Here is a 19,602-nt window from a genome sequence, read left to right as displayed (position 1 = left end):
GGTTCCCGGCTGGGGCGTGAAGAAGGGGCGTCCCTGGGGCTGGATCAGCCTCGTGCCACGCTACGGCGGCGGCTGCGGGCCTTGGCGGTCGTGCCGCGCCGGGTCACCGCCGCGGGCGCCGCCACCTCGGGCGCCCGCGTCATCGGCGGGTGCAGTTCGTACGCCACCTCAAGGGCCAGGGCGAACCCGGCCGCGTCGGTACCGGCCACCGTGTGCGAAACCTGCTTGATCATGACGTACTCCCTCGTGCTCTTGCTCTTGGTCGAAAGGACTCAGCTGTCCGAGCCGCCCGCCCGCAGCGTGGCCAGGTCGGACTTGACGGTGTTGATCGGGATGGCGAAGCCGAGGCCGACGCTGCCCGCGCTGGACGAGGACGTGGAGTCGGCGGCGGAGTACATCGCGGAGTTGATGCCGATGATGTTGCCGGCCATGTCGATCAACGCGCCGCCGGAGTTGCCGGGGTTGAGGGACGCGTCCGTCTGGAGCGCCTTGTACGTCGTCGTCGAGGAACCGGTGTCGCCGTTGAACTCCTGGCCGCCGAACTCGAACGGCCACTGGCCGCTGCCGCCGCTCTGCCCCTGGCTCTGACTCTGGCTCTCGTCCGTCGAGACGGTCACGTCGCGGTTCAGGGCCGAGACGATGCCGCTGGTGACGGTGCCGGTCAGGCCCTCGGGGGAGCCGATCGCCACGACCTCGTCGCCGACCTGCACACCGTCGGAGTTGCCGAGGGTGGCCACGGTCAGGCCTGAGGCGTTCTCCAGCTTGATCAGCGCGAGGTCCTTCTTGGCGTCGGTGCCGACGACCTGCGCGGTGTAGCTCTTGCCGTCGCTCGTCGAGACCTTGATCTCGGAGGCGCCGGAGATGACGTGGTTGTTGGTGATGATCTCGCCGTCGCTGGTGATGATCACGCCGGAACCGGTGGACTCGCCCGCGTTCGAGGTCGCGCTGATCTCGACGATGGCCGGGCTGACCGCCTCGGCGACCCCGGCGACCGTGCCCTTCTTGCTCGACGCCACCACGGTGGTGCTGGTCGAGCTGGAGGAGACCGAGTCGTTGCCGGTCAGCTCCTGTATGCCGTAGGCGGTGCCGCCCCCCACGGCCGCGGCGACGATCGCCACGGCGGCGAGGAGGGCGAGCGGGCCCCGGGTGCGCTTCTTCTTCGCCGAGGGCTCCGCCGGTTCCGCGGGCTCAGCGGGGAGCGCGGTGAGCACAGCGGTACCGCCGCCGTGGCCGTCACCACCGTCGCCGCTGTAACCAGCCTGCGCCGCCTGCCCCGGCCATACGGTCGTGCCCGGCTCGACGGTCACCGGCTGGGCCGGCTGGTGCGCCGGCGGGGGCGGCCACTCGGGGTTCACGGGGGAGGAGGCGTGCTGCTGCTGGGGGTACGCGTGCTGCTGGTCGCCCTGGTAGGCGTTCTCGGGGTGCTCGTACTCGCCGCTGCGGCGGAAGCTCTCGGTCATGGAAATGAGCTTGTCGCCCGGGGATGAGAGCTGGCTGAGTGCTCCCTGAGAACGCCGCCAGAACCTCGTTTGCCCGATATAAAGGCGCTTCTGGCCCCACGTCGGGCCCTCTCAGCAAAGCCTCATACAGGCAGACGGCGCGGCCTCACTCGCAGCCGCAGGACCGTCGTACCACCAACCGCGACGGGAACACCTTCAGCCGCTCGCGGCGCGAACCCGGCACGCGCAGGCCGTCGTCGAGGACGAGGTCGACCGCGGCGCGGGCCATGGCGGGGCGGTCCGATGCGATCGTTGTCAGAGGCGGGTCGCACAGCGCCGCCTCCTTGATGTCGTCGAAGCCGATCACCGCGAGCTGGCCCGGCACGTCGATGCGCAGCTCGCGCGCCGCCCGCAGCACGCCGACCGCCTGGTCGTCGGTGGAGCAGAAGATGGCCGGGGGGCGGTTCGGGCCGCCGAGGATGTCGAGCGCGACGCGGTAGGCGTCGTAGCGGTTGTACGGGGCTTCGAAGAGCCGGCCCTCGATGGGGACGTCGGCCTCGGCCATCGCGCGCCGCCAGCCCTCGACGTGGTCGGAGACGGGGTCGCCGACCGACGGGGTCTCGGCGGTGCCGCCCATACAGGCGACGTAGTCGTAGCCGTGCTCCAGGAGGTGGCGGACGGCGAGCTGGGCGCCGCCCAGGTCGTCCGTGACGACGGCGACGTCGTCGATGGCCTCGGGGCGTTCGTGCAGCAGCACGACCCGGGCGTCCCAGGCGTCGATCTCGGCGGCCGCGTTGTCGTTCAGCGCGTGGCTGACGAGGATCAGGCCGGAGACGCGCATTCCCAGGAAGGCCCGCAGATAGTGGACCTCGCGTTCGGCGATGTAGTCGGAGTTGCCGACCAGCACCATTTTTCCGCGCTCGGAGGCGGCCTGTTCGACCGCGTGCGCCATTTCCCCGAAGAAGGGCTGGCGTGCGTCCGGCACGATCAGGCCTATGAGGTCCGTGCGCCGCGATGCCATCGCCTGGGCGACACGGTCTGGCCGGTACCCCAGCTCTTTGATCGCGGCGAGGACACGCTCGCGCGTGGCCGGAGCGACCGGCCGGGGTCCATTGTTGATGACATAACTGACCACGGCAGTGGACGTACCTGCCAGTCGCGCCACATCATCCCGAGTCACCTTTGCCACGCGCGGAGTCTACGCGGATGGACCCGCTCTGGGCAGGGCGAGAAGGAAGCTCCCTGTGCGGAAGCAATGCCCTGCCCGAGCGTTCCCTAAGCGTCTGCGGGGATCTCCGTGGCGTCCAAAGAGGCCGTCTCGTCCGCATCCTCCGGATTTGCCAGGGCCGCCTTGGCCTTCGCCTCGTCCGAGGTACGGTCGCCCTTCTCCGGCGTAACGAATCGATAACCGACGTTCCGCACGGTTCCGATCAGCGACTCGTGCTCGGGTCCGAGCTTCGCGCGCAGCCGTCGTACGTGGACGTCGACGGTCCGCGTGCCACCGAAGTAGTCGTAGCCCCAGACCTCCTGGAGCAGCTGCGCGCGCGTGAAGACCCGGCCCGGGTGCTGCGCCAGGTACTTCAGGAGCTCGAACTCCTTGAAGGTGAGGTCGAGGACCCGGCCCTTGAGCTTGGCGGAGTAGGTCGCCTCGTCGACCGACAGGTCGCCGTTGCGGATCTCCATGGGGGAGTCGTCGTTGACGATCTGCTGCCGGCCCATGGCCAGGCGGAGACGGGCCTCCACCTCTGCCGGACCGGCGGTGTCGAGCAGGACGTCGTCGATGCCCCAGTCGGCGGTGACGGCCGCGAGGCCGCCCTCGGTGACGACGAGGATGAGGGGGCAGCCGGGACCCGTGGAGCGCAGCAGCTGACACAGGCTGCGCACCTGCGGAAGGTCACGGCGGCCGTCGATCAGGATGACGTCGGCACCTGGGGTGTCGACGAGGGCGGGGCCCTCCGCCGGAGCCACTCGCACGTTGTGCAGGAGCAGGCCGAGAGCGGGGAGCACCTCCGTCGACGGCTGGAGGGCGTTGGTCAGGAGCAGCAGAGAACTCATACGTCTGGTTCCTCCTCGGTCCCTGCGAGGACGTTTGCGGCACTGCGGCACTGCACTGTGCTCAGAAAGAGTCGTACACCAGCGGCCACCTGGTGTTTCCCGGAGTTTCCCACTTCGTATACAACGCTTTCGAAAGCACAAAAGGACCCGGGGGCTACGCTGCCCGAGTCCTCTGCCCAGCAGAATAGCCCACATGAGTACTGATGCGGCAGGTCATGTGGCGCGTTCCACCGTAAGTCCGCACTCTGAGACGATCACAAGTACCCCTTTGCGGACGTTTCTGCACACGGTCGACGGGGTGACGATCGACGCCGTATACGAGCGGGGACCCGTCGTATACGACTCCTCGACGCCACCTTCCAGTGATCTGGCGTTCGTCGTCGCACATGGTTTCACCGGCGATGTGGACAAGCCACACGTGCGGCGGGTGGCGAACGCCTTCGCGCAGTACGGCGCCGTGGTCACGTTCTCCTTCAGAGGTCACGGACGCTCGGGCGGCAGCTCGACCGTCGGCGACCGCGAGGTGGACGATCTGGCCGCCGCGATCGCCTGGGCACGCGAACTCGGGCACGCGCGCGTGGCCACCGTCGGCTTCTCCATGGGCGGTTCGGTGGTCCTGCGGCACGCGGCGCTCTACGGAAAGGGGCGCGAGGGGCGCACGGAGGCGGATACGGACGCGGTGGTTTCGGTGAGTGCCCCGGCTCGCTGGTACTACCGGGGTACGGCCCCTATGCGGCGCGTCCACTGGCTGGTAACCCGGCGCGAGGGCCGCCTGGTGAGCCGCTACGGGCTCCGGACCCGCATCCACCACCGGGACTGGGACCCGGTCCCTCTCTCCCCGGTCGAGGCGGTCCCGCGCATCGCCCCCACCCCTCTCCTCATCGTCCACGGCGAGATCGACGGCTACTTCCCGGTCGACCACCCCCGGATGCTGGCCGAGGCCGCCGGCGACCACGGCGAACTCTGGCTGGAGCCAGGCATGGGCCACGCGGAACACGCGGCCGACGACGAGTTGCTCCGCCGCATCGGGGACTGGGCTGTCACACAGGCGGGCTAGCCTGGCGGTGTCACCGACGTATTGATTGAGGAACCAGCAGAGGAAGCAGCACATGCCAAAGGTCACGGTGCGCTACTGGGCGGCCGCGAAGGCCGCGGCCGGGATCCCGGAGGAGCCGTTCGACGCGGCCACCCTCGCGGAGGCGCTCGACGCGGTACGCGAGCGACACCCCGGTGAACTCGCCCGCGTGCTGCGGCGATGCTCGTTCCTCATCGACGGTGACCCCGTGGGCACCCGCGACCATGAGACGGTACGGCTGGCCGAGGGCGGCACGGTCGAGGTGCTCCCGCCGTTCGCAGGAGGGTGACCACACCGATGAGCGACCAGCCGTACGAGGGAGCGCCCTACGAGGGCTACGACCCGTATCAGCAGCAGAACCAGCAGCAGAACCAGCAGTATCAGCAACAGCAGGCGTGGCCCGGGCATCAGCAGCCGTACGACGATCCGCACGCCGCCCAGCAGTACCCGCAGCAGTGGCAGGGGCAGACCTGGGAGAGCCAGGTGCAGTCGATGCCGGTGGCGCCGTCCGACACGGCGTACCTGCCGCCGCAGGGTCAGGCACAGGGATACCAGGAGACGCAGTCGGCTTACGGCGTCGCCGGTCACCCGCTGCCGCCGGAGACCTCCCAGGCCTATCGCCCGGAGGCTCCGGCGGCTCCGGCCGCCCCCGAGCCCCCGGCGGCCGCGGAGGGGTACGGCCCCGCCACCGTCGCCGGCAACGCCCGCGTCACCGACGCCCAGCGCGCCCGCCTCGAAGGCCGCTCCCCGATCATCGAACCCGGCATGCAGCCGGCGGCGCTCACCGCCCTCCTCGGCCTCCTGCTTTCCGCTACGGCGGCCATCGGCTCGTACGCCCTCGTCGTCCCCCTCGTTCTCCTCCAGGCCGTCACCGCGGCGGGCTGGTTCCGGCTGAACGGGATGTGGCCCGCCCGCCAGGGCATCGCGCTGGCCTTCGCGGGCGCGCTGACCGCGGACGTCGCCCTGCTCGCCGCCGGCCGGGGGAACGCGCCCGCCGCGATCCTCGGCACCCTCGGCGTCTGGGTGCTGCTGACCCTCGTACTCCAGCTCCGCTCGCACGCCGACCCGGACACGCGGATGTACGGCCTGATGGCCACCGTCGCCTCGGCGGCCCTGGCCATCGTCGCGGCCGGGCATCTCGCGGCCGAGCCGGACGCGGTCACGGTCGGCGCCGCCGCTGTGGCGGTGGCCGTCCTGGCCCGCGCGCTGCCGCTGCCCACCCCGGCGTCGGTGGTGGTGTCCCTGCTCGCCGCGGCGGGCGCGGGTATCGCGGTCGGCGGGATGACGGGGATGGGCGCGAGTGGGGCGCTGCTGGGTGCGGGCGCGGGCGCCTGTGCGCTGATCGGCCACCGCGTCGCGAGCTACGACTACCCGTCCCGCTTCGTGCACTTCACGGCGGGTGTGGCCCTGCCGCTGGCCGCGGCGGCGCCGGCGGTGTATCTGCTGGGGCGGGCGCTGGTCTAGTCACTCTCGGCCCAGGCGTTTGCGGGAACCGTTAGCGTGAGCGCTTCGTGACTTGTTCTCGAAGGCCGTCGACGTGGGGGAAGACCGAGCATGCGCGCACTGCGAATACTTCTGATCGTCGTCGTGGTCCTCGGTGGTCTCTTCGTGATCGCGGACCGGGTCGCCGTGCACTTCGCGGAGGGCGAGGCGGCGGACCGGCTGCAGGCCAACGAGGGCCTCGCCGACACCCCCGACGTGTCCATAAAGGGCTTCCCGTTCCTCACCCAGGTCGTCGGCGGTGAGCTGGACGACGTGGAGGTCGGGATCAAGGACTACGAGGCCGCCACGGGCACCGACTCCGAGACGATCCGTATCGACGACCTCAAGGCGGACATGAAGGGCGTCGAGTTCTCCGGCGACTTCAGCTCCGCCACCGCCGCCACCGCCACCGGCAGCGCGACCATCGCCTACGACCAGCTGCTCAAGGCGGCCAAGTCCGAGCCGACGCAGCTCGCCCAGGGCGTCACCGCGCAGGTCGTCGGACTCTCGGACGGCGGCGACGGCAAGATCAAGGTGTCGCTCAAGGCGACGGTCCTGGGCCAGGAGCTGGATCCGGTCGACGTGCTCAGCACGGTCACGGTCAAGGGCGACACCGTAAAGGTGACCGCGGACACCCTGCCCGAGCTGGGCGGCGTGCGGCTCGCCGAGACCGAGCTCCGGGGCGTCACCGACTTCCAGCAGGGGATCGACCAGCTGCCCGGCGGCATCAAGCTCGACAAGGTCGAGGGTGCGGCGAACGGCGTCGAGATCACGGTGAAGGGTTCGAACGTCAGCCTGGCCGGGTAGGACGGCGAGCGGAGCGATCCGGTGGCGATCTGACGGGCACACAGGTGGACAGCAGGTGTCCGAAGAGCGAGACGGACCGGTCCGTACGGCAGATGTGACGACCGATACAGACGGCCCGAGGCCTGGTTCCGCCACCCCTGACAGTCATCTTGTCTCACATCCCGGACGATCGCGTCTCAAAATACGACACACCGGTGACATGTCCGCCCGTCCGTCCCTAAGCTCGACGCCATGAAGCGACAGGCGGACCTCACGAAGCGGCGGGCAGTAGACCTGTGCCGCGTCGCCGCCATGCTCTGTCGCGCCTTCTGAGCGGAAGCACCGACTTCCGCATCCCCCGCCGCCCTGCTCAGGGCATCAGTGCGCCGCCCTCACCGGAACCGCGCACCACTCGCACTCGCACGCCCCGCCGCAACTGCCCCGGAGGAGAAAGAGCATGAGCCGCAGCGACGTCCTGGTAGACGCCGACTGGGTCGAGGCCAACCTCGACAACGCCGACATCGCGATCGTCGAGGTGGACGAGGACACGTCCGCCTACGAGAAGAACCACATCCGCAACGCGATTCGGATCGACTGGACGAAGGACCTCCAGGACCCCGTCCGCCGTGACTTCATCGACCAGGAGGGCTTCGAGAAGCTCCTCTCGGCGAAGGGCATCGGCAACGACACCCTGGTGATCCTGTACGGCGGCAACAACAACTGGTTCGCGTCCTACGCCTACTGGTACTTCAAGCTCTACGGCCACGACAGCGTCAAGCTGCTCGACGGCGGCCGCAAGAAGTGGGAGCTGGACGCCCGCGAGCTGGTCGAGGAGGTCCCGGAGCGGGCCACCACCGACTACAAGGCCAAGCCGCAGAACAAGGCGATCCGCGCCTTCCGCGACGACGTCGTGGCGGCCATCGGTTCGCAGAACCTCGTCGACGTCCGTTCGCCCGACGAGTTCAGCGGCAAGCTGCTCGCGCCGGCGCACCTGCCGCAGGAGCAGTCGCAGCGTCCGGGCCACATCCCGAGCGCCCGCAACATCCCGTGGTCGAAGAACGCCAACGACGACGGCACCTTCAAGTCGGACGACGAGCTCAAGGAGCTCTACGCCGAGGAGCAGGTGGACCTGGCCAAGGACACCATCGCCTACTGCCGCATCGGTGAGCGTTCCGCGCTCACCTGGTTCGTGCTGCACGAGCTGCTCGGTGTCGAGAACGTCAAGAACTACGACGGTTCCTGGACCGAGTACGGCTCCCTGGTCGGCGTTCCGATCGAGCTCGGCGCCAACAAGTAAGCAATCCAGTCAGACCCCGACCGGCCTTCCTTCCGGTCAGACCCCTCTTTGGAGAAAGACATGTGTGGAGCGAAGGCCGGCGGCCCCGACGCCTCGACGATCAAGCCCGGTGAGACCACGATCCAGGGCCAGGTGACCCGTAACGGCGAGCCGGTGACGGGTTACGTCCGCCTCCTGGACTCGACCGGCGAGTTCACGGCGGAGGTCCCCACCTCCGCCACGGGCCAGTTCCGCTTCTACGCGGCCGAAGGCACCTGGACCGTCCGCGCCCTGGTGCCCGGCGGCACCGCCGACCGCACGGTCGTCGCCCAGACGGGCGGCCTCTCGGAGGTCGCGATCGCGGTCTGACAAAGACCCCGGCCAACCGAAGCAACTGAAGGGCCGCACCCCCGCTCGGGGGTGCGGCCCTTTCGGCATGTACGGGCCTACGCTGGACGTATGTACGCACGGCGCCCGCACAGCCTCTCCTTGACGGGCCCCTCGCACTGCTGCGCAGGCTTCGGGCCCCTGCGCCGGACTCCGTCCGTCGGCCTTCGGTGTGGGCCTGTGTCCCGGGTTCCCGGGCCGCCCGCAATCGCTGTCGCAGATCTACGCTGAAGTCATGTACGCACGGCGCCGCCACATCTACTTCGCCATGATGGGGACCTGCATCGGGCTCTTCGTCCTGGCCTGGGGAGTCGTGCGGATCTGGTCGATTCCGGTGGCCGTCGGGATGTGTGTGGTCGCGATGCTGATTCCGCCGGTCGCCGCCATGGTCGCCAACCGCCGGGGTCCCGAGGACCGCTGGTGGGACGACCCGTCCGGTGACCCCAAGTCCGACGAGTGGTGGGACGAGCTGGACGGGAAGCGGCGACGACAGTAGGAAGGCGGGCATGTCGCCTACGAGGCTTTCCACCGTGGTGCTGGACGCGCATGACGCGCATACGCTGGCCGACTTCTACATGCGTCTGCTCGGGTACGTGGTGCGCGCCCAGGAGCGTGACTGGGTGCTCATCGGACCGCCCGGCGGCGGGACGGGCCTGTCCTTCCAGACCGAGCCGGAATACGTCCCCCCGGTGTGGCCCACCCGCAAACCCGGCGAGCAGCAGATGATGCTGCACCTCGACATCGAGGTCGACGACCTGGAGAGCGAGACCGCCCGGGCCCTCGCGGAGGGAGCCAGGCTCGCCGCCTATCAGCCGCAGGAAGACGTACGCGTGTTCCTCGACCCGGCGGGCCACCCGTTCTGCCTGTGGACGCAGGCGTCTCAGTAGACCAGAGCCTGCGTCTCGTCCCCGAGGGCCTCCTGGACGAAGACCTGGGCCCCCGCGATCCGTACGCCCTCGATGACGTCCTTCTCCGTGATGTCCCGGCGTGCGGCGCACTGCGTGCACAGGGTGAGGCGGCCGGCGGCCAGGATCGAGTCGATCAGGTCCGGGAGCGGGGCCGCGTGGGGCAGCTCGAACTCGGCGGCCCGGCCCGGCAGCGCGAACCACGCGGACTCCCCGGTCAGCCACAGAGACACCTCGACACCGCTGGCCACGGCCACCGCCGCCACCGTGAACGCCTGTGAGCAGCGCTCGGGGGCATCGGCCCCGGCCGTCACCTTGATCACGAGCTTCTTCTTCATGCGGCGAAGCGTAATCCCGTCGCCGCGAGCGCCACCGCCGGCAGGACAAAGGCCGGGGGCACCTGGATCAGAAGGACCCTGCTCGTACCCCGCTTGTCTTCGGGGCCGCCTGGGCCGGGTTCGTCGGGTCGTTTCAGCGTGGCTGAATCGTAATCAAGATCCCTGCAACCCAAGGCGTTGACCATGGGTCACCTGTGAAGCGCGGAGACGGAATCCGCGTTTCACGTTGCTGTGGGGGACGTCTTGGAAGTACCCGAAATACCCGAAATGCCTGACGAAGTACCAGCAGAAATACCTGAAACGCCCGAAGCGGCAGCGCCCTCGCGCCGCCCCCGTGGCCGCACCGCGCTGCTCATCGCCGGTGCCGTCGTGCTCGGGCTCGTCGCCGGTACCTGCACCGGCTACCTCATCCAGGCCGATCGCGACCCGACGAAGCTGCCCTCCCTCTCGCAGCCGACGCTCGTACAGGCCAAGGGCGAGGGGCCCGAGCCGCTGTCGGCAGAGCAGGACCCGAAGGTGAAGACCGACGGTGACCTGCGCAAGCTGCTGCTGAAGAAGCCGGCCGGAGCGAAAGAGGGCGACTGGGTCGAGGGCAGCGACGGCTGGGTGGACCTCGCCGGTTACGCCGACGCCTTCACGGAGCCGGACGAGATTTTCGGCAACCTCATCGGCGGGGAGTTCCGCCGCTTGGCCACCACCGGCTGGGAGGTCACCAGCACGTACGGCGTGCAGATCCGGCTGATCCAGTTCCGGCAGGAGGAGGATCTCGGCGCCATCGACCGCAACGACAGCCAGCGGTACTGGGCGGAGGACGAGGAAGACACCGACAGCTGGGCGATCCCGGGTACCGGGGACGGCTGGGTGTACGTCCACAACAAGCCCGACACCGAGCCCGGCTATCTGCCGCAGTACACGGCGGAGGCGTCCGCCTGGCGCGGTGACATCGCCGTCGAGATCTACGTGTGGGACTCCAAGCCGATCCCCAAGGCGAAGATCATGGACCTGGCCAAGCGGCAGATGGGGCGGCTATGAGCGAGAACGAGAACCAGAGCGCGCCGGCCGAGATCGTGGCGCCCGCCGGGCCGGTCGAGATCCTGGAGTCCGCCGAGCAGCCGTCGCCGCAGCCCGCCCCGCCCGTCAAGAAGCCCGTCCGCCGTGGCCGTATCGCCGCCGTGGCCGGGTCCGTGCTGCTGGCCGGGGCCGTCGTCGCAGGTGTCGGCTACACCGTCGTGACCGTGGACGAGGCCGACCGGGATGCCGGTGCCCCCGTGTGGAAGTTCCCGAAGGAGGCCGCCGACACCAAGAAGGCGGCGACCGCGACCGGGCTCGCCGGGATGCTCGTGCCGTACGGGCAGGGCGGCTGGTACCGCGGGCCCGACATCGGAGAGTTCGGCTACGACGCCCAGCTCAGCGGCGCCCAGGCCACGGCCCTGCGCAAGGAGTCGGTGAGCGACCTTCCCCGCTCTCAGCGCAAGCAGCTGGAGAAGGAGATCGACAAGCAGCGCGTCAAGGGCATGGCGATGCGCAGCTACATCAGCGCGGAGGCCAGCTCCCTCGAAGAGAACGAGGGGATCTACACGGTGAGCGTCACGCTGTCCCAGATGGACAACAAGACGGCCGTCCGGGAGATCGCGACGTTCCAGAACGAGTTCCTCGACGCGCTGGACATCTTCCGCAAGGGGCCGGCGATCAAGGGCTACAAGAACGCCAAGTGCTTCCTGCCGCCCAAGGACGCCGACGAGGACCTCGACTCCATGTACTGCTCGGCCTACGTGGGAGAGGTCCTGGTCAGCCTCACGGCGGACGGGGCCAAGCCACTCGACACCAAGGGGGTCGCGATGCTGCTGAGCGAGCAGCTCGACCGCATCGCCGAGCCGGGGGAGGCGGTATGAGCGAGCAGCAGGCAACCGAGCAGCCGCAGGTCGTGGCCGAGCAGGAGACCGCCGGGCCGGTCGAGTCACCGGTGGCTCCCCTGCCTCCCATGCCCGACGTACCGCCCCTCACCCCACCCCCGGTGAAGAAGGACCGCCGTGTCCTGCGTGCCGCCCTGCGCTGGACCGCCGCCGTCGTCGTGTTCGCGGCGGTCGGGGCGGGCACGGCGTACGGGATCGCGGGGATGGAGCGGACGGACGTACCGGGTCTGGCGACGGAGTCGGACGGACGCTGGGAGTACCCGACGCTCGTCAAGCCGCCGCTGCCCTCCGGCAGTCCCGCGCCCTTCGACAAGGCGAACACGGCCGGTGCCCACTTCGCCGATCTGCGGGCCCTCGTCCTGCCCGCGCCCAAGGGCGCCACGGAGGACAAGGCGCTGCGCGGCGAGGACGGCTGGCTGGCGACGAAGGACTTCCTGGCGGAGTTCGTGGACAAGGAGTCCCGCGAGGAACTCGGGCAGAAGTTCACCGACTACGGCCTGCGGAACATCGCGGCCCGCGGCTGGACCACCAAGGACGGCACGCACACCCGGGTCTACCTGCTCCACTTCAACACCGCGGCCGTCGTGGACGAGCTGTTCAGCGAGGACATGGCCCCGTACAGCAGCCCGGGCTACGAGGTGCGCGACGCCGGGACGTCCGCCGCCGACGAGAAGTTCCCGCAGCAGTCCGCCAGGACCGAGGACATCTGGCCCGTCGTCTACGTCGAGAACAAGCCGTACGGCCCCGTACAGGTCCGCCAGGCCTACCTCTCCGCCGGTGACGTCCTCGCGGTGGTCATCCAGTCCCGGAAGGGCGCCGCGGCGGCGGTTCCCTTCCAACAGACGGTGAGCCTGCAGAGCCAGTTGCTCGGCTAGGGCCTGTCCGGCGGATCAGGTCGCAGGAAAGCGACGGCGCTCCGTCATCGCCGGTGAGCGGGGTCTGGTGCGTCGAGCTGCAAGACGGAGGAGGGCGTCGACGCGGAGCGTCGGCAACCGACGACAACGCCGCAGATCGGCGTGCCAGACCCCGCGTCTGCGACAGGATCCGCCGGACAGGCCCTAGGCCGTGACATTGGCGAGGTGTACCTCGCGGAGAGCACCAGGTCCCGGCCGGATAAGCTGGGGCCCGGCTCTTGTGTACGACCGCCCATCCACGCTCAACCGAGGAGCACCCCGTGCTTGAGGCATTCTTCGAAGCCCTGCTGGCCCTGGTCTGCGTCGGCGTTCTCGCCTTCGCCGGGCTGACCGTGAAGAAGCTGTACCAGGGCCAGCGCTGATCCCCACCAAGGAACTTCCGACCTCATGATCGAGATCCCGTCCGACCTCCACAAGGACCTGGTCCCCCTGGTCTTCCTGCTCGGGAACTGGGCCGGTGCCGGTGTGCACGACTTCCCCGGCTCCGAGAAGTGCAACTTCGGGCAGGAGGTCAGCTTCACCCACGACGGCCGGGACTTCCTGGAGTACCACTCCCACACCTGGGTCCTGGACAACGACGGGAACAAGGTCCGCCCGCTGGAGTCCGAGTCCGGCTTCTGGCGGATCGACGCCGACCGCAAGGTCGAGGTGACGATGGTCCGCGACGACGGCGTCGTCGAGATCTGGTACGGCGAGCTGGGCAAGCAGAAGCCGCAGATCGACCTGGTCACGGACGCGGTGGCCCGTACGGCCGCCTCGGGCCCGTACACCGGCGGCAAGCGCCTCTACGGCTATGTCAAGAGCGACCTCATGTGGGTCGGCGAGAAGCAGACCCCCGAGGTCGAGCTGCGCCCCTACATGTCGGCCCACCTGAAGAAGGTCGTCACCCCGGAGGACGTCGAGCGCTGGGCGAAGGCCCTCCCCGACGACATGCCGGACGACGGGATCGCCTTCTTCAAGTAGGAATCGTGTTCGTCAAGTGGTCATAGACTCTGTGGTGTGGTGAGCACCCAAGGCACTGACTGGAAGAGCGACCTGCGGCAGCGCGGCTACCGGCTGACGCCGCAGCGGCAACTCGTGCTCGAAGCCGTGGACACCCTGGAGCACGCGACCCCCGACGACATCCTCGTGGAAGTGAGGAAGACCGCGTCGGGGGTCAACATTTCCACGGTCTACCGGACCCTGGAGCTCCTGGAGGAGCTCCAGCTGGTCAGCCACGCGCATCTGGGGCACGGTGCGCCGACCTACCATCTCGCCGACCGGCACCACCACATCCACCTAGTCTGCCGTGACTGCAAGAACGTCATCGAGGCCGATGTCCAGGTGGCCGCCGAGTTCCGGGCCAAGCTGAAGGACACCTTCGGTTTCGAGACGGACATGAAGCACTTCGCCATCTTCGGCCGGTGCAAGGACTGTTCGCTGAAGCGTTCAACTACCGAGTCGTAGGCTTAGGCATATGAAGAGCCCCCTGCTGTCCCTGCCCGGCGCCGTCCCCGCCGAGGGCGTGGACGAAGGCGTCGCCGCCCACTACGGCGATCTGTTCCGTGAGCAGCGCGCCCTCGCCGACGGCACCGGTTTCGTCGACCTCTCCCACCGCGGCGTCGTCGCCGTCACCGGTGAGGACCGGCTGAGCTGGCTGCACCTGCTGCTCACCCAGCACGTCAGCGACCTGCCCGTCGGCGAGTCCACCGAGGCGCTGATCCTCTCCGCGCACGGTCACATCGAGCACGCCCTGTATCTGGTCGACGACGGCACGACGACGTGGATGCACACCGAACCGGACACCCAGGACGCGCTGATCGCGTATCTGGAGTCGATGAAGTTCTTCTACCGCGTCGAAGTCGCCGACCGGACGGGCGACTTCGCGGTCGTCCACCTCCCCGCGGGTTCGATCGCGGAGGTGCCGGAGGGCGTCGTCGTACGCGAGACGGCGTACGGCCGTGATCTGTTCCTGCCGCGCGCCGACCTGGAGTCGTACGCCGAGAAGGCGGGCCCGCCGGCCGGGATCCTGGCATACGAGGCGCTGCGGGTCGAGCACCACCGTCCGCGCCTCGGTTTCGAGACCGACCACCGCACCATCCCGCACGAGCTGGGCTGGATCGGCACGGCGGTGCATCTGCAGAAGGGGTGCTACCGGGGGCAGGAGACGGTCGCCCGGGTGCAGAACCTCGGGAAGCCGCCCCGTCGACTCGTCTTCCTCCACCTCGACGGCAGCGAGGTCTATCTGCCCGTCGCCGGTACGGAGATCCGGCTGGCCGACGACGGCCCCGACGGCCGCAAGATCGGCTTCATCACCACGTCCGTACGCCATCACGAGCTGGGCCCGGTCGCCCTGGCCCTGGTGAAGCGCAACGTTCCGTTGGACGCGCGGCTGGTGGCGGGGGACACGGCGGCGGCTCAGGAGACCGTGGTCGAGCCCTAGTCGAGCCGTAGTCAATTCGTGGGTATTCCCTGGGCATTTGTCGCGGTTCCCCGAGAGCGCCCCTCCCCCCGTCCGGGGCGCTCTCGTTGTTGTCCAGGATGAGTCCGGCTGAGAAACGCGGGGCGCTATATGCCGTTGACAACCCATAATTTGGCAACGGGCAGCGACTGATCGGACACATGGAGCAAGTGTTCGACGAACGAGTGTTGAGGCTGCCCGGGGGAGGCCGTTTTGACACCGGAAGAGGAATTCGCCGAGGCACTGCGCATGCGCAGGAAAGCCGCCAGGATGTCCCTCGGCGAACTCGCGCTGCTCGTCAATTACAGCAAGAGCTATCTCAGCCGGGTGGAGAACGGCACCCGCATGCCCGGTCCCGCACTGGCCCGGGAGTGCGACACGGCCCTGCACGCGGAAGGCGAGCTGGTCGCTCTGCTGCCCGTGCGTCCCGATCCGCCCGCGCGGCCCGAGCCACCTGGGAGGCGGGGGCGACGGAGGCCACAGGGGTCACCGGAACGGGGCCCGGACGCGGTCGGCGGCTACGGCGGTTTCGGCGCCGAGTTCGACCAGCTGATCCGGCGCGGTGACAGCCGCCATCTCCTCGGCGACATGTACGAGGCGGGCCGGCTCTACCTGGCCGCATACCGGGCCGCCGAGGGCGACGACCTCGCGCGGGCCTACGCGGTCGTCCGCTGTGCCCGCCGCTGGTCGGATCCCGGCCAGGTCGACCGGGAGCTCCTCACCCGCATCGACGAGTGCCTGAAGGCGCTGGAGGGCCGCGAGGACCTGCCCGCGGTGGAGCTGCGGCTGCGCCTCACCGCCCACCGCGTCAAAAAGCTGACCTTCGGCGTCGGCGACGACACGGCGGTACCCGGCGCGGAACCCGGCACCAGCGTGGACCGGGCCCGCGGCGTGCTGCGCGAGCTGCGGGAACGCCTGCCGGGCATCGGGGCCGACACTCACTGCGAGGTGTTGACCGAGTGCCGTTGGGCGCTCTACGACTTCGTCCCGGCCGCCGAGCTGCTCGCGCTGTCGACCGAACTCCGGGACGTCGCCACGCGTTCGCGCTCGATGTACTTCATCGGCGAGGCGCTGGTCGCCCTCGCCATCGACCAGTTACGCGTGGGCCGCGTCGCCGCCGCGGACGCGACCATCCGACGCCACCGCGAGCACGCCGCACACCGGCACAGCACGCTCGCCCGCTGGCAGCAGCACACACTGGACGCGCTGATCAACCTGTGGCACGGCGAGTTCCCCGCCGCCGAGGAGTGGATCTTCGGCGAGTCGAGGACGATCGCCGACACCATGGAGGCGGACCTGGCCGTGCCCGCCGACACCCTCAGCCAGACCTGCCTGGGCCAGGCCTACTGGCTCCGCTACGAACAGGGCAGGATGGCCGACCTGTTCGGCTCCCCGCTCATGTCCGGGGTACGGCGCCGCGACTACTTCCCGGTGTGGCGGGCGGGCCTGGCCCTCGCCCTGTGCGAGACCGGCCGGCATGAACAGGCCGTGGACCAGGTGCTGGCCTTCGCGGCGGACACGGAGGGCTTCACACGGTTCCCGCCGAGCGGCTGGGGGGTGCCCACCGCGGCCGTACTCGCCCAGACGTGCGCCGAGTTGGCGGAGCGGGACCTGCTCGGCGCCGAGCTGTCGGCCTGCCTCCCGCCCCTGCGCGCGCTGCTCGACGCGCACCCCGGCGAACTGGTCCTCGCGGGCTGGCCGACCGTCCTGCTGGGTCCCGCCGCGCGCTTCAGCGGACTGCTGGCCCTGGCCGCGGGCGAGCCGGAGACCGCGCTCGGGCACCTGCGCCGCGCGGTACGGGTGGCACAGCACTCGTCGGCGCAGATGGCCCGGCTCCGCCTCGACGAGGCGCGCGCCCGGCTGCGTACGGACTCTCCCGCGGTACGGGCCGCGGCCTACGATCTCGCCCGCACCGCGCTGCGTACGGCGGAGGAACTCGGTATGGCCGCCGTGGCCCGGGACTGCCGCGAGCTCCTGCTCACATCTCCAGCAGGACCGTGAAGGGGCCGTCGTTCGTCAGGGACACCCGCATCCGGGCGCCGAAGCGGCCCGTGGCCACGGTCGCGCCCAGGGCGCGGAGCTGTGCGACGACCTCGTCGACGAGGGGCTCGGCGACATCGCCGGGGGCCGCCGCGTTCCACGTCGGCCGGCGGCCCTTGCGGGCATCGCCGTACAGCGTGAACTGGCTGATGACGAGCAGCGGGGCGTCGATGTCGCTGCACGACTTCTCGTCGCCCAGCATGCGGATCGACCAGAGTTTGCGGGCGAGTTGGGCCGCCTTCTCCTTGGTGTCCTCGTGGGTGACCCCGACCAGGACGCACAGCCCCTCGCCGATGATCTCCCCGACCGTCTCTCCGCCGACGACGACGCTCGCACCGTCCACCCTCTGCACCACTGCACGCATGTGATCCATGATGCCGTGCCGGCGAGGGCAGTCCACGGGGGGCTGCATTTTTGATCCTTAACCCCCCATCTGGGGCCGATCGGGGGCACTCGGTCACATAGCGGCCAGTTGGGGTGGCACGATGCATTCATTCGCCGGTCGAGGGGACGGTAGAGGCACATGAGCACACCGAGTACCAGGCAGCCCCATGCGACGGCTGCCCGGCCGCCCGTGCAGCGGGTCGACAGCCCGTTGCTGGCGCAGGATCCGCCCGAGCTCGACCTGGCGCTTCTGCGCCTGCCCGAGCTGCGCGCCCTGCGCCGGGACGCGCAGCGGGACGAGGCCGATCTCAGTTACGTACGACGGCTGTTGCAGGGGCGCATCGACATCCTGCGGGCCGAACTGGCGCGGCGCGGGCCTGCGTCCATGGCGAGGGCCGGGGCGGTGTCCGTGGAGGCGTCCGTGGTCGACCGGCTGCCGGAGATCCTGACGGACGCGCCGGCCCGCCAGCGTTCCTCGGCCCGGCACGTGACGCTGGGCACTCCGCACAGCGAGGAGTACCGGCTGCTGGCCGCCGAGATGCTCGCGGAGGTGGAGCTGTCGGATCTTCAGGCCCGTACGGACCTGGAGCTGAACACCGCGATGGCCCGGCTCGTGCGGTACGAGCAGCAGGTCTCCCGGCGGCGACAGCGGCTGCAGCGCACGGCCGACGACTGCAGCGCGGAGATCGCCCGCCGGTACCGCGAGGGGGAGGCGCAGGTGGACGACCTGCTGATCTGACGGCGCCGAAATCCCCGCGACACTCCCGTCCCCGCATGCCTACCGTGAGTCCATGACGAGCCGTGTCGACATCGACGTACGCCCGATTATCGAAGCCGAGTTTCCGGCGTGGCAGCGGGCTATGGCCACCGGGTTTCTGCGACCGCCTGTCCTGTCGGAGGAGGTGCTCGCGGCTCGGCGGAACCAGTTCGTGGACGGGCGGCTGCTCGGGGCGTTCGACGGGGAGCGGTGTGTGGCGACGTTCCGGTCGTTCGCGCAGGAGGTCACGGCCGTCGGGGGTGCGGCCGTGCCCGCCGACGCCATCTCGAACGTCACCGTCACCTCCACCCATCGCCGCCGCGGGCTGCTGACCCGCATGATGGGCCGGGATCTCGCGGACGCGAAGGAACGCGGGGATGTCGTCGCGACGCTGATCGCCGCCGAGTACCGGATCTACGGGCGGTACGGCTTCGGGCCCGCGACCTGGATGTCGGAGTGGACGATCGACGTTCCGCGGGCCGGGCTCGACCCCCGTTGGGCGGGGCCACAGGACGGTGGCCGGATCGACCTCGTGGACGCGGAGGACGTACGCAAGCTCGGTCCCGAACTGCATGAGCGGGTGCGGCGGGCCCAGCCGGGTGCCGTCAGCCGCGACGAGCTGTGGTGGCGGGTCAACACGGGTGCCGTGCGGTTCGGGGAGGACTGGACGGAGCCCTTCTACGCCGTCTACCGGGCCGCTGACGGCGAGGTCGAGGGGATCGCGTCGTACGAGGCGGACGAGACCTGGGACGCCAAGCAGCCGGGCCAGACGGCCGACGTGAACTGGCTGCTCGCGGCGACGCCGGCCGCCGAGCGGGCCCTGTGGCTGCACCTCTGCTCGATCGACTGGATCACCAAGGTGAAGACGGGCTGGCGGGCCCCCGACGACCTGCTCCCCTTCTTCCTGCCGGACCCGCGGGCCGCCCGGCTCACCACTCACGCGGACTGGCTGTGGGTGCGGATCCTGGATGTCGTACGGGCTCTGGAGGCGCGTACGTACGCGGGAGCGGGCTCGCTGGTCCTTGAGGTCGTCGACGGGGCCGGTTTCGTGGGCGGGCGGTATCGGCTGGAGGCGTCGGCGGACGGGGTGGGGTCGTGCGTGCGGACCCGTGAGGATGCCGAACTCGTGCTTGATGTGGGGGAGTTGGCGGCGCTGTGGCTCGGTGACGAGTCGGCGGTGCGGCTGGCGGCGCTGGGCCGGGTCCGGGAAGCACGAGCGGGCGCCGCCAAGGTGGCCGACGCCCTGCTGCGTATGTCCAGGCGGGCTTGGTGCCCGGACATGTTCTGAGACCTCCTTTCGGGCGGCGATGGTGCATTGGGTAGCTCATCCGTAGCTGTTCAGTTGTGGTTGTTGTGCGGTGGTGCGGTGGTGCGGACTGACCGGGCTCCCGGCTCCCCTCCAGGGGGGAGC

Annotated in this window: 24 protein-coding genes; 18 read left to right on the top strand and 6 right to left on the bottom strand. The window is 69.8% G+C overall.

The window, feature by feature from the left end:
• Positions 1-44: 44 nt before the first annotated feature.
• The 4 genes from AC5DRG_RS24760 to AC5DRG_RS24745 form a co-directional block, all read right to left on the bottom strand.
• Entirely contained in the window at positions 45-233 is a 189-nt protein-coding gene (locus AC5DRG_RS24760) for a hypothetical protein (protein ID WP_491812828.1), read from the bottom strand.
• Positions 234-272: 39 nt separating this feature from the next.
• Positions 273-1,460 carry a S1C family serine protease gene (locus AC5DRG_RS24755; protein WP_491812827.1) on the bottom strand — a complete coding sequence of 396 codons (1,188 nt, stop codon included), beginning with the start codon at positions 1,458-1,460 and terminating at the stop codon, positions 273-275.
• A 145-nt stretch (positions 1,461-1,605) separates the two neighbouring features.
• Positions 1,606-2,628, bottom strand: coding sequence for a LacI family DNA-binding transcriptional regulator (locus tag AC5DRG_RS24750; protein WP_491812826.1), 1,023 nt, complete (start codon positions 2,626-2,628; stop codon positions 1,606-1,608).
• A gap of 86 nt (positions 2,629-2,714) precedes the next feature.
• Positions 2,715-3,494, bottom strand: a complete 780-nt coding sequence (locus tag AC5DRG_RS24745) for a winged helix-turn-helix transcriptional regulator (protein WP_491812825.1) — start codon at positions 3,492-3,494, stop codon at positions 2,715-2,717.
• Positions 3,495-3,687: 193 nt separating this feature from the next.
• Between AC5DRG_RS24745 and AC5DRG_RS24740 the strand changes: the two genes are divergently transcribed.
• The 9 genes from AC5DRG_RS24740 to AC5DRG_RS24700 all read left to right on the top strand — a co-directional run bounded on the left by AC5DRG_RS24740 (position 3,688) and on the right by AC5DRG_RS24700 (position 9,387).
• Positions 3,688-4,551 (top strand): alpha/beta hydrolase family protein, encoded by an 864-nt coding sequence (locus AC5DRG_RS24740; RefSeq protein WP_491812824.1) that lies wholly within the window; start codon positions 3,688-3,690, stop codon positions 4,549-4,551.
• 52 nt (positions 4,552-4,603) lie between these two features.
• The gene (locus AC5DRG_RS24735; protein ID WP_491812823.1) at positions 4,604-4,858 is read left to right on the top strand and encodes a MoaD/ThiS family protein; all 255 of its coding nucleotides are present in this window, start codon (positions 4,604-4,606) and stop codon (positions 4,856-4,858) included.
• Between the two features lie 8 nt (positions 4,859-4,866).
• Positions 4,867-6,033 (top strand): hypothetical protein, encoded by a 1,167-nt coding sequence (locus tag AC5DRG_RS24730; protein ID WP_491812822.1) that lies wholly within the window; start codon positions 4,867-4,869, stop codon positions 6,031-6,033.
• Between the two features lie 90 nt (positions 6,034-6,123).
• Positions 6,124-6,858, top strand: a complete 735-nt coding sequence (locus tag AC5DRG_RS24725; RefSeq protein ID WP_491812821.1) for an LmeA family phospholipid-binding protein — start codon at positions 6,124-6,126, stop codon at positions 6,856-6,858.
• A 231-nt stretch (positions 6,859-7,089) separates the two neighbouring features.
• Entirely contained in the window at positions 7,090-7,170 is an 81-nt protein-coding gene (locus AC5DRG_RS24720) for a putative leader peptide (RefSeq protein ID WP_355172694.1), read from the top strand.
• 124 nt (positions 7,171-7,294) lie between these two features.
• Entirely contained in the window at positions 7,295-8,134 is an 840-nt protein-coding gene (locus tag AC5DRG_RS24715; protein WP_491812820.1) for a sulfurtransferase, read from the top strand.
• A 60-nt stretch (positions 8,135-8,194) separates the two neighbouring features.
• Positions 8,195-8,482, top strand: coding sequence for a DUF1416 domain-containing protein (locus AC5DRG_RS24710; protein WP_491812819.1), 288 nt, complete (start codon positions 8,195-8,197; stop codon positions 8,480-8,482).
• A 253-nt stretch (positions 8,483-8,735) separates the two neighbouring features.
• Positions 8,736-8,996 (top strand): DUF3099 domain-containing protein, encoded by a 261-nt coding sequence (locus AC5DRG_RS24705; protein WP_491812818.1) that lies wholly within the window; start codon positions 8,736-8,738, stop codon positions 8,994-8,996.
• Between the two features lie 10 nt (positions 8,997-9,006).
• Complete coding sequence (locus AC5DRG_RS24700) at positions 9,007-9,387, top strand: VOC family protein (protein WP_491812817.1); 381 nt, start codon at positions 9,007-9,009, stop codon at positions 9,385-9,387.
• On the opposite strand, the gene AC5DRG_RS24695 is transcribed toward AC5DRG_RS24700, so the two are convergent.
• Positions 9,381-9,743 carry a DsrE family protein gene (locus AC5DRG_RS24695; protein ID WP_491812816.1) on the bottom strand — a complete coding sequence of 121 codons (363 nt, stop codon included), beginning with the start codon at positions 9,741-9,743 and terminating at the stop codon, positions 9,381-9,383. The two genes, AC5DRG_RS24700 and AC5DRG_RS24695, sit on opposite strands and share 7 nt — an antisense overlap.
• 267 nt (positions 9,744-10,010) lie before the next feature.
• Here AC5DRG_RS24695 and AC5DRG_RS24690 point away from each other — a divergent pair, with 267 nt between their 5' ends.
• From AC5DRG_RS24690 to AC5DRG_RS24660, 7 genes are all read left to right on the top strand, one after another.
• Positions 10,011-10,775 (top strand): hypothetical protein, encoded by a 765-nt coding sequence (locus AC5DRG_RS24690; RefSeq protein ID WP_491812815.1) that lies wholly within the window; start codon positions 10,011-10,013, stop codon positions 10,773-10,775.
• On the top strand, positions 10,772-11,635 hold the full coding sequence (locus AC5DRG_RS24685; RefSeq protein WP_491812814.1) for a hypothetical protein: 864 nt from the start codon (positions 10,772-10,774) through the stop codon (positions 11,633-11,635). The genes AC5DRG_RS24690 and AC5DRG_RS24685 overlap by 4 nt, the downstream gene beginning before the upstream one ends.
• Positions 11,632-12,531, top strand: a complete 900-nt coding sequence (locus AC5DRG_RS24680) for a hypothetical protein (protein WP_491812813.1) — start codon at positions 11,632-11,634, stop codon at positions 12,529-12,531. The genes AC5DRG_RS24685 and AC5DRG_RS24680 overlap by 4 nt, the downstream gene beginning before the upstream one ends.
• A 426-nt stretch (positions 12,532-12,957) precedes the next feature.
• Positions 12,958-13,533, top strand: coding sequence for a heme-binding beta-barrel domain-containing protein (locus AC5DRG_RS24675; protein WP_491812812.1), 576 nt, complete (start codon positions 12,958-12,960; stop codon positions 13,531-13,533).
• 36 nt (positions 13,534-13,569) lie between these two features.
• Positions 13,570-14,016 carry a Fur family transcriptional regulator gene (locus tag AC5DRG_RS24670; protein WP_491812811.1) on the top strand — a complete coding sequence of 149 codons (447 nt, stop codon included), beginning with the start codon at positions 13,570-13,572 and terminating at the stop codon, positions 14,014-14,016.
• Between the two features lie 10 nt (positions 14,017-14,026).
• Positions 14,027-14,992, top strand: a complete 966-nt coding sequence (ygfZ, locus tag AC5DRG_RS24665; protein WP_491812810.1) for a CAF17-like 4Fe-4S cluster assembly/insertion protein YgfZ — start codon at positions 14,027-14,029, stop codon at positions 14,990-14,992.
• A gap of 231 nt (positions 14,993-15,223) precedes the next feature.
• The gene (locus AC5DRG_RS24660) at positions 15,224-17,011 is read left to right on the top strand and encodes a helix-turn-helix domain-containing protein (RefSeq protein ID WP_491812809.1); all 1,788 of its coding nucleotides are present in this window, start codon (positions 15,224-15,226) and stop codon (positions 17,009-17,011) included.
• Here AC5DRG_RS24660 and dtd read toward each other — a convergent pair.
• Entirely contained in the window at positions 16,989-17,414 is a 426-nt protein-coding gene (gene dtd / locus AC5DRG_RS24655; RefSeq protein WP_491812808.1) for a D-aminoacyl-tRNA deacylase, read from the bottom strand. The genes AC5DRG_RS24660 and dtd overlap by 23 nt on opposite strands.
• A gap of 159 nt (positions 17,415-17,573) precedes the next feature.
• Between dtd and AC5DRG_RS24650 the strand changes: the two genes are divergently transcribed.
• Complete coding sequence (locus AC5DRG_RS24650) at positions 17,574-18,173, top strand: RsiG family protein (protein WP_491812807.1); 600 nt, start codon at positions 17,574-17,576, stop codon at positions 18,171-18,173.
• 52 nt (positions 18,174-18,225) lie between these two features.
• The gene (locus tag AC5DRG_RS24645) at positions 18,226-19,479 is read left to right on the top strand and encodes a GNAT family N-acetyltransferase (protein WP_491812806.1); all 1,254 of its coding nucleotides are present in this window, start codon (positions 18,226-18,228) and stop codon (positions 19,477-19,479) included.
• Positions 19,480-19,602 lie beyond the last annotated feature (123 nt).

It is taken from the genome of Streptomyces sp. JLBG701 (assembly GCF_058544905.1).
The sequence above is the reverse complement of the archived record's forward strand: the minus strand, read 5'-3'. Positions and strand labels throughout refer to the sequence as shown.

What these genes read in the sequence shown, in the direction of transcription:
- AC5DRG_RS24690 (WP_491812815.1), top strand. Translation starts at nt 10,011, where the DNA reads ATGCCTGACGAAGTACCAGCAGAAATACCTGAAACGCCCGAAGCGGCA.
- AC5DRG_RS24645 (WP_491812806.1), top strand. Translation starts at nt 18,226, where the DNA reads ATGACGAGCCGTGTCGACATCGACGTACGCCCGATTATCGAAGCCGAG.
- dtd (WP_491812808.1), bottom strand. Translation starts at nt 17,414, where the DNA reads ATGCGTGCAGTGGTGCAGAGGGTGGACGGTGCGAGCGTCGTCGTCGGC.
- AC5DRG_RS24675 (WP_491812812.1), top strand. Translation starts at nt 12,958, where the DNA reads ATGATCGAGATCCCGTCCGACCTCCACAAGGACCTGGTCCCCCTGGTC.
- AC5DRG_RS24715 (WP_491812820.1), top strand. Translation starts at nt 7,295, where the DNA reads ATGAGCCGCAGCGACGTCCTGGTAGACGCCGACTGGGTCGAGGCCAAC.
- AC5DRG_RS24725 (WP_491812821.1), top strand. Translation starts at nt 6,124, where the DNA reads ATGCGCGCACTGCGAATACTTCTGATCGTCGTCGTGGTCCTCGGTGGT.
- AC5DRG_RS24740 (WP_491812824.1), top strand. Translation starts at nt 3,688, where the DNA reads ATGAGTACTGATGCGGCAGGTCATGTGGCGCGTTCCACCGTAAGTCCG.
- AC5DRG_RS24730 (WP_491812822.1), top strand. Translation starts at nt 4,867, where the DNA reads ATGAGCGACCAGCCGTACGAGGGAGCGCCCTACGAGGGCTACGACCCG.
- AC5DRG_RS24755 (WP_491812827.1), bottom strand. Translation starts at nt 1,460, where the DNA reads ATGACCGAGAGCTTCCGCCGCAGCGGCGAGTACGAGCACCCCGAGAAC.
- AC5DRG_RS24735 (WP_491812823.1), top strand. Translation starts at nt 4,604, where the DNA reads ATGCCAAAGGTCACGGTGCGCTACTGGGCGGCCGCGAAGGCCGCGGCC.
- AC5DRG_RS24720 (WP_355172694.1), top strand. Translation starts at nt 7,090, where the DNA reads ATGAAGCGACAGGCGGACCTCACGAAGCGGCGGGCAGTAGACCTGTGC.
- AC5DRG_RS24685 (WP_491812814.1), top strand. Translation starts at nt 10,772, where the DNA reads ATGAGCGAGAACGAGAACCAGAGCGCGCCGGCCGAGATCGTGGCGCCC.
- AC5DRG_RS24760 (WP_491812828.1), bottom strand. Translation starts at nt 233, where the DNA reads ATGATCAAGCAGGTTTCGCACACGGTGGCCGGTACCGACGCGGCCGGG.
- AC5DRG_RS24710 (WP_491812819.1), top strand. Translation starts at nt 8,195, where the DNA reads ATGTGTGGAGCGAAGGCCGGCGGCCCCGACGCCTCGACGATCAAGCCC.
- AC5DRG_RS24745 (WP_491812825.1), bottom strand. Translation starts at nt 3,494, where the DNA reads ATGAGTTCTCTGCTGCTCCTGACCAACGCCCTCCAGCCGTCGACGGAG.
- AC5DRG_RS24695 (WP_491812816.1), bottom strand. Translation starts at nt 9,743, where the DNA reads ATGAAGAAGAAGCTCGTGATCAAGGTGACGGCCGGGGCCGATGCCCCC.
- ygfZ (WP_491812810.1), top strand. Translation starts at nt 14,027, where the DNA reads ATGAAGAGCCCCCTGCTGTCCCTGCCCGGCGCCGTCCCCGCCGAGGGC.
- AC5DRG_RS24680 (WP_491812813.1), top strand. Translation starts at nt 11,632, where the DNA reads ATGAGCGAGCAGCAGGCAACCGAGCAGCCGCAGGTCGTGGCCGAGCAG.
- AC5DRG_RS24705 (WP_491812818.1), top strand. Translation starts at nt 8,736, where the DNA reads ATGTACGCACGGCGCCGCCACATCTACTTCGCCATGATGGGGACCTGC.
- AC5DRG_RS24700 (WP_491812817.1), top strand. Translation starts at nt 9,007, where the DNA reads ATGTCGCCTACGAGGCTTTCCACCGTGGTGCTGGACGCGCATGACGCG.
- AC5DRG_RS24650 (WP_491812807.1), top strand. Translation starts at nt 17,574, where the DNA reads ATGAGCACACCGAGTACCAGGCAGCCCCATGCGACGGCTGCCCGGCCG.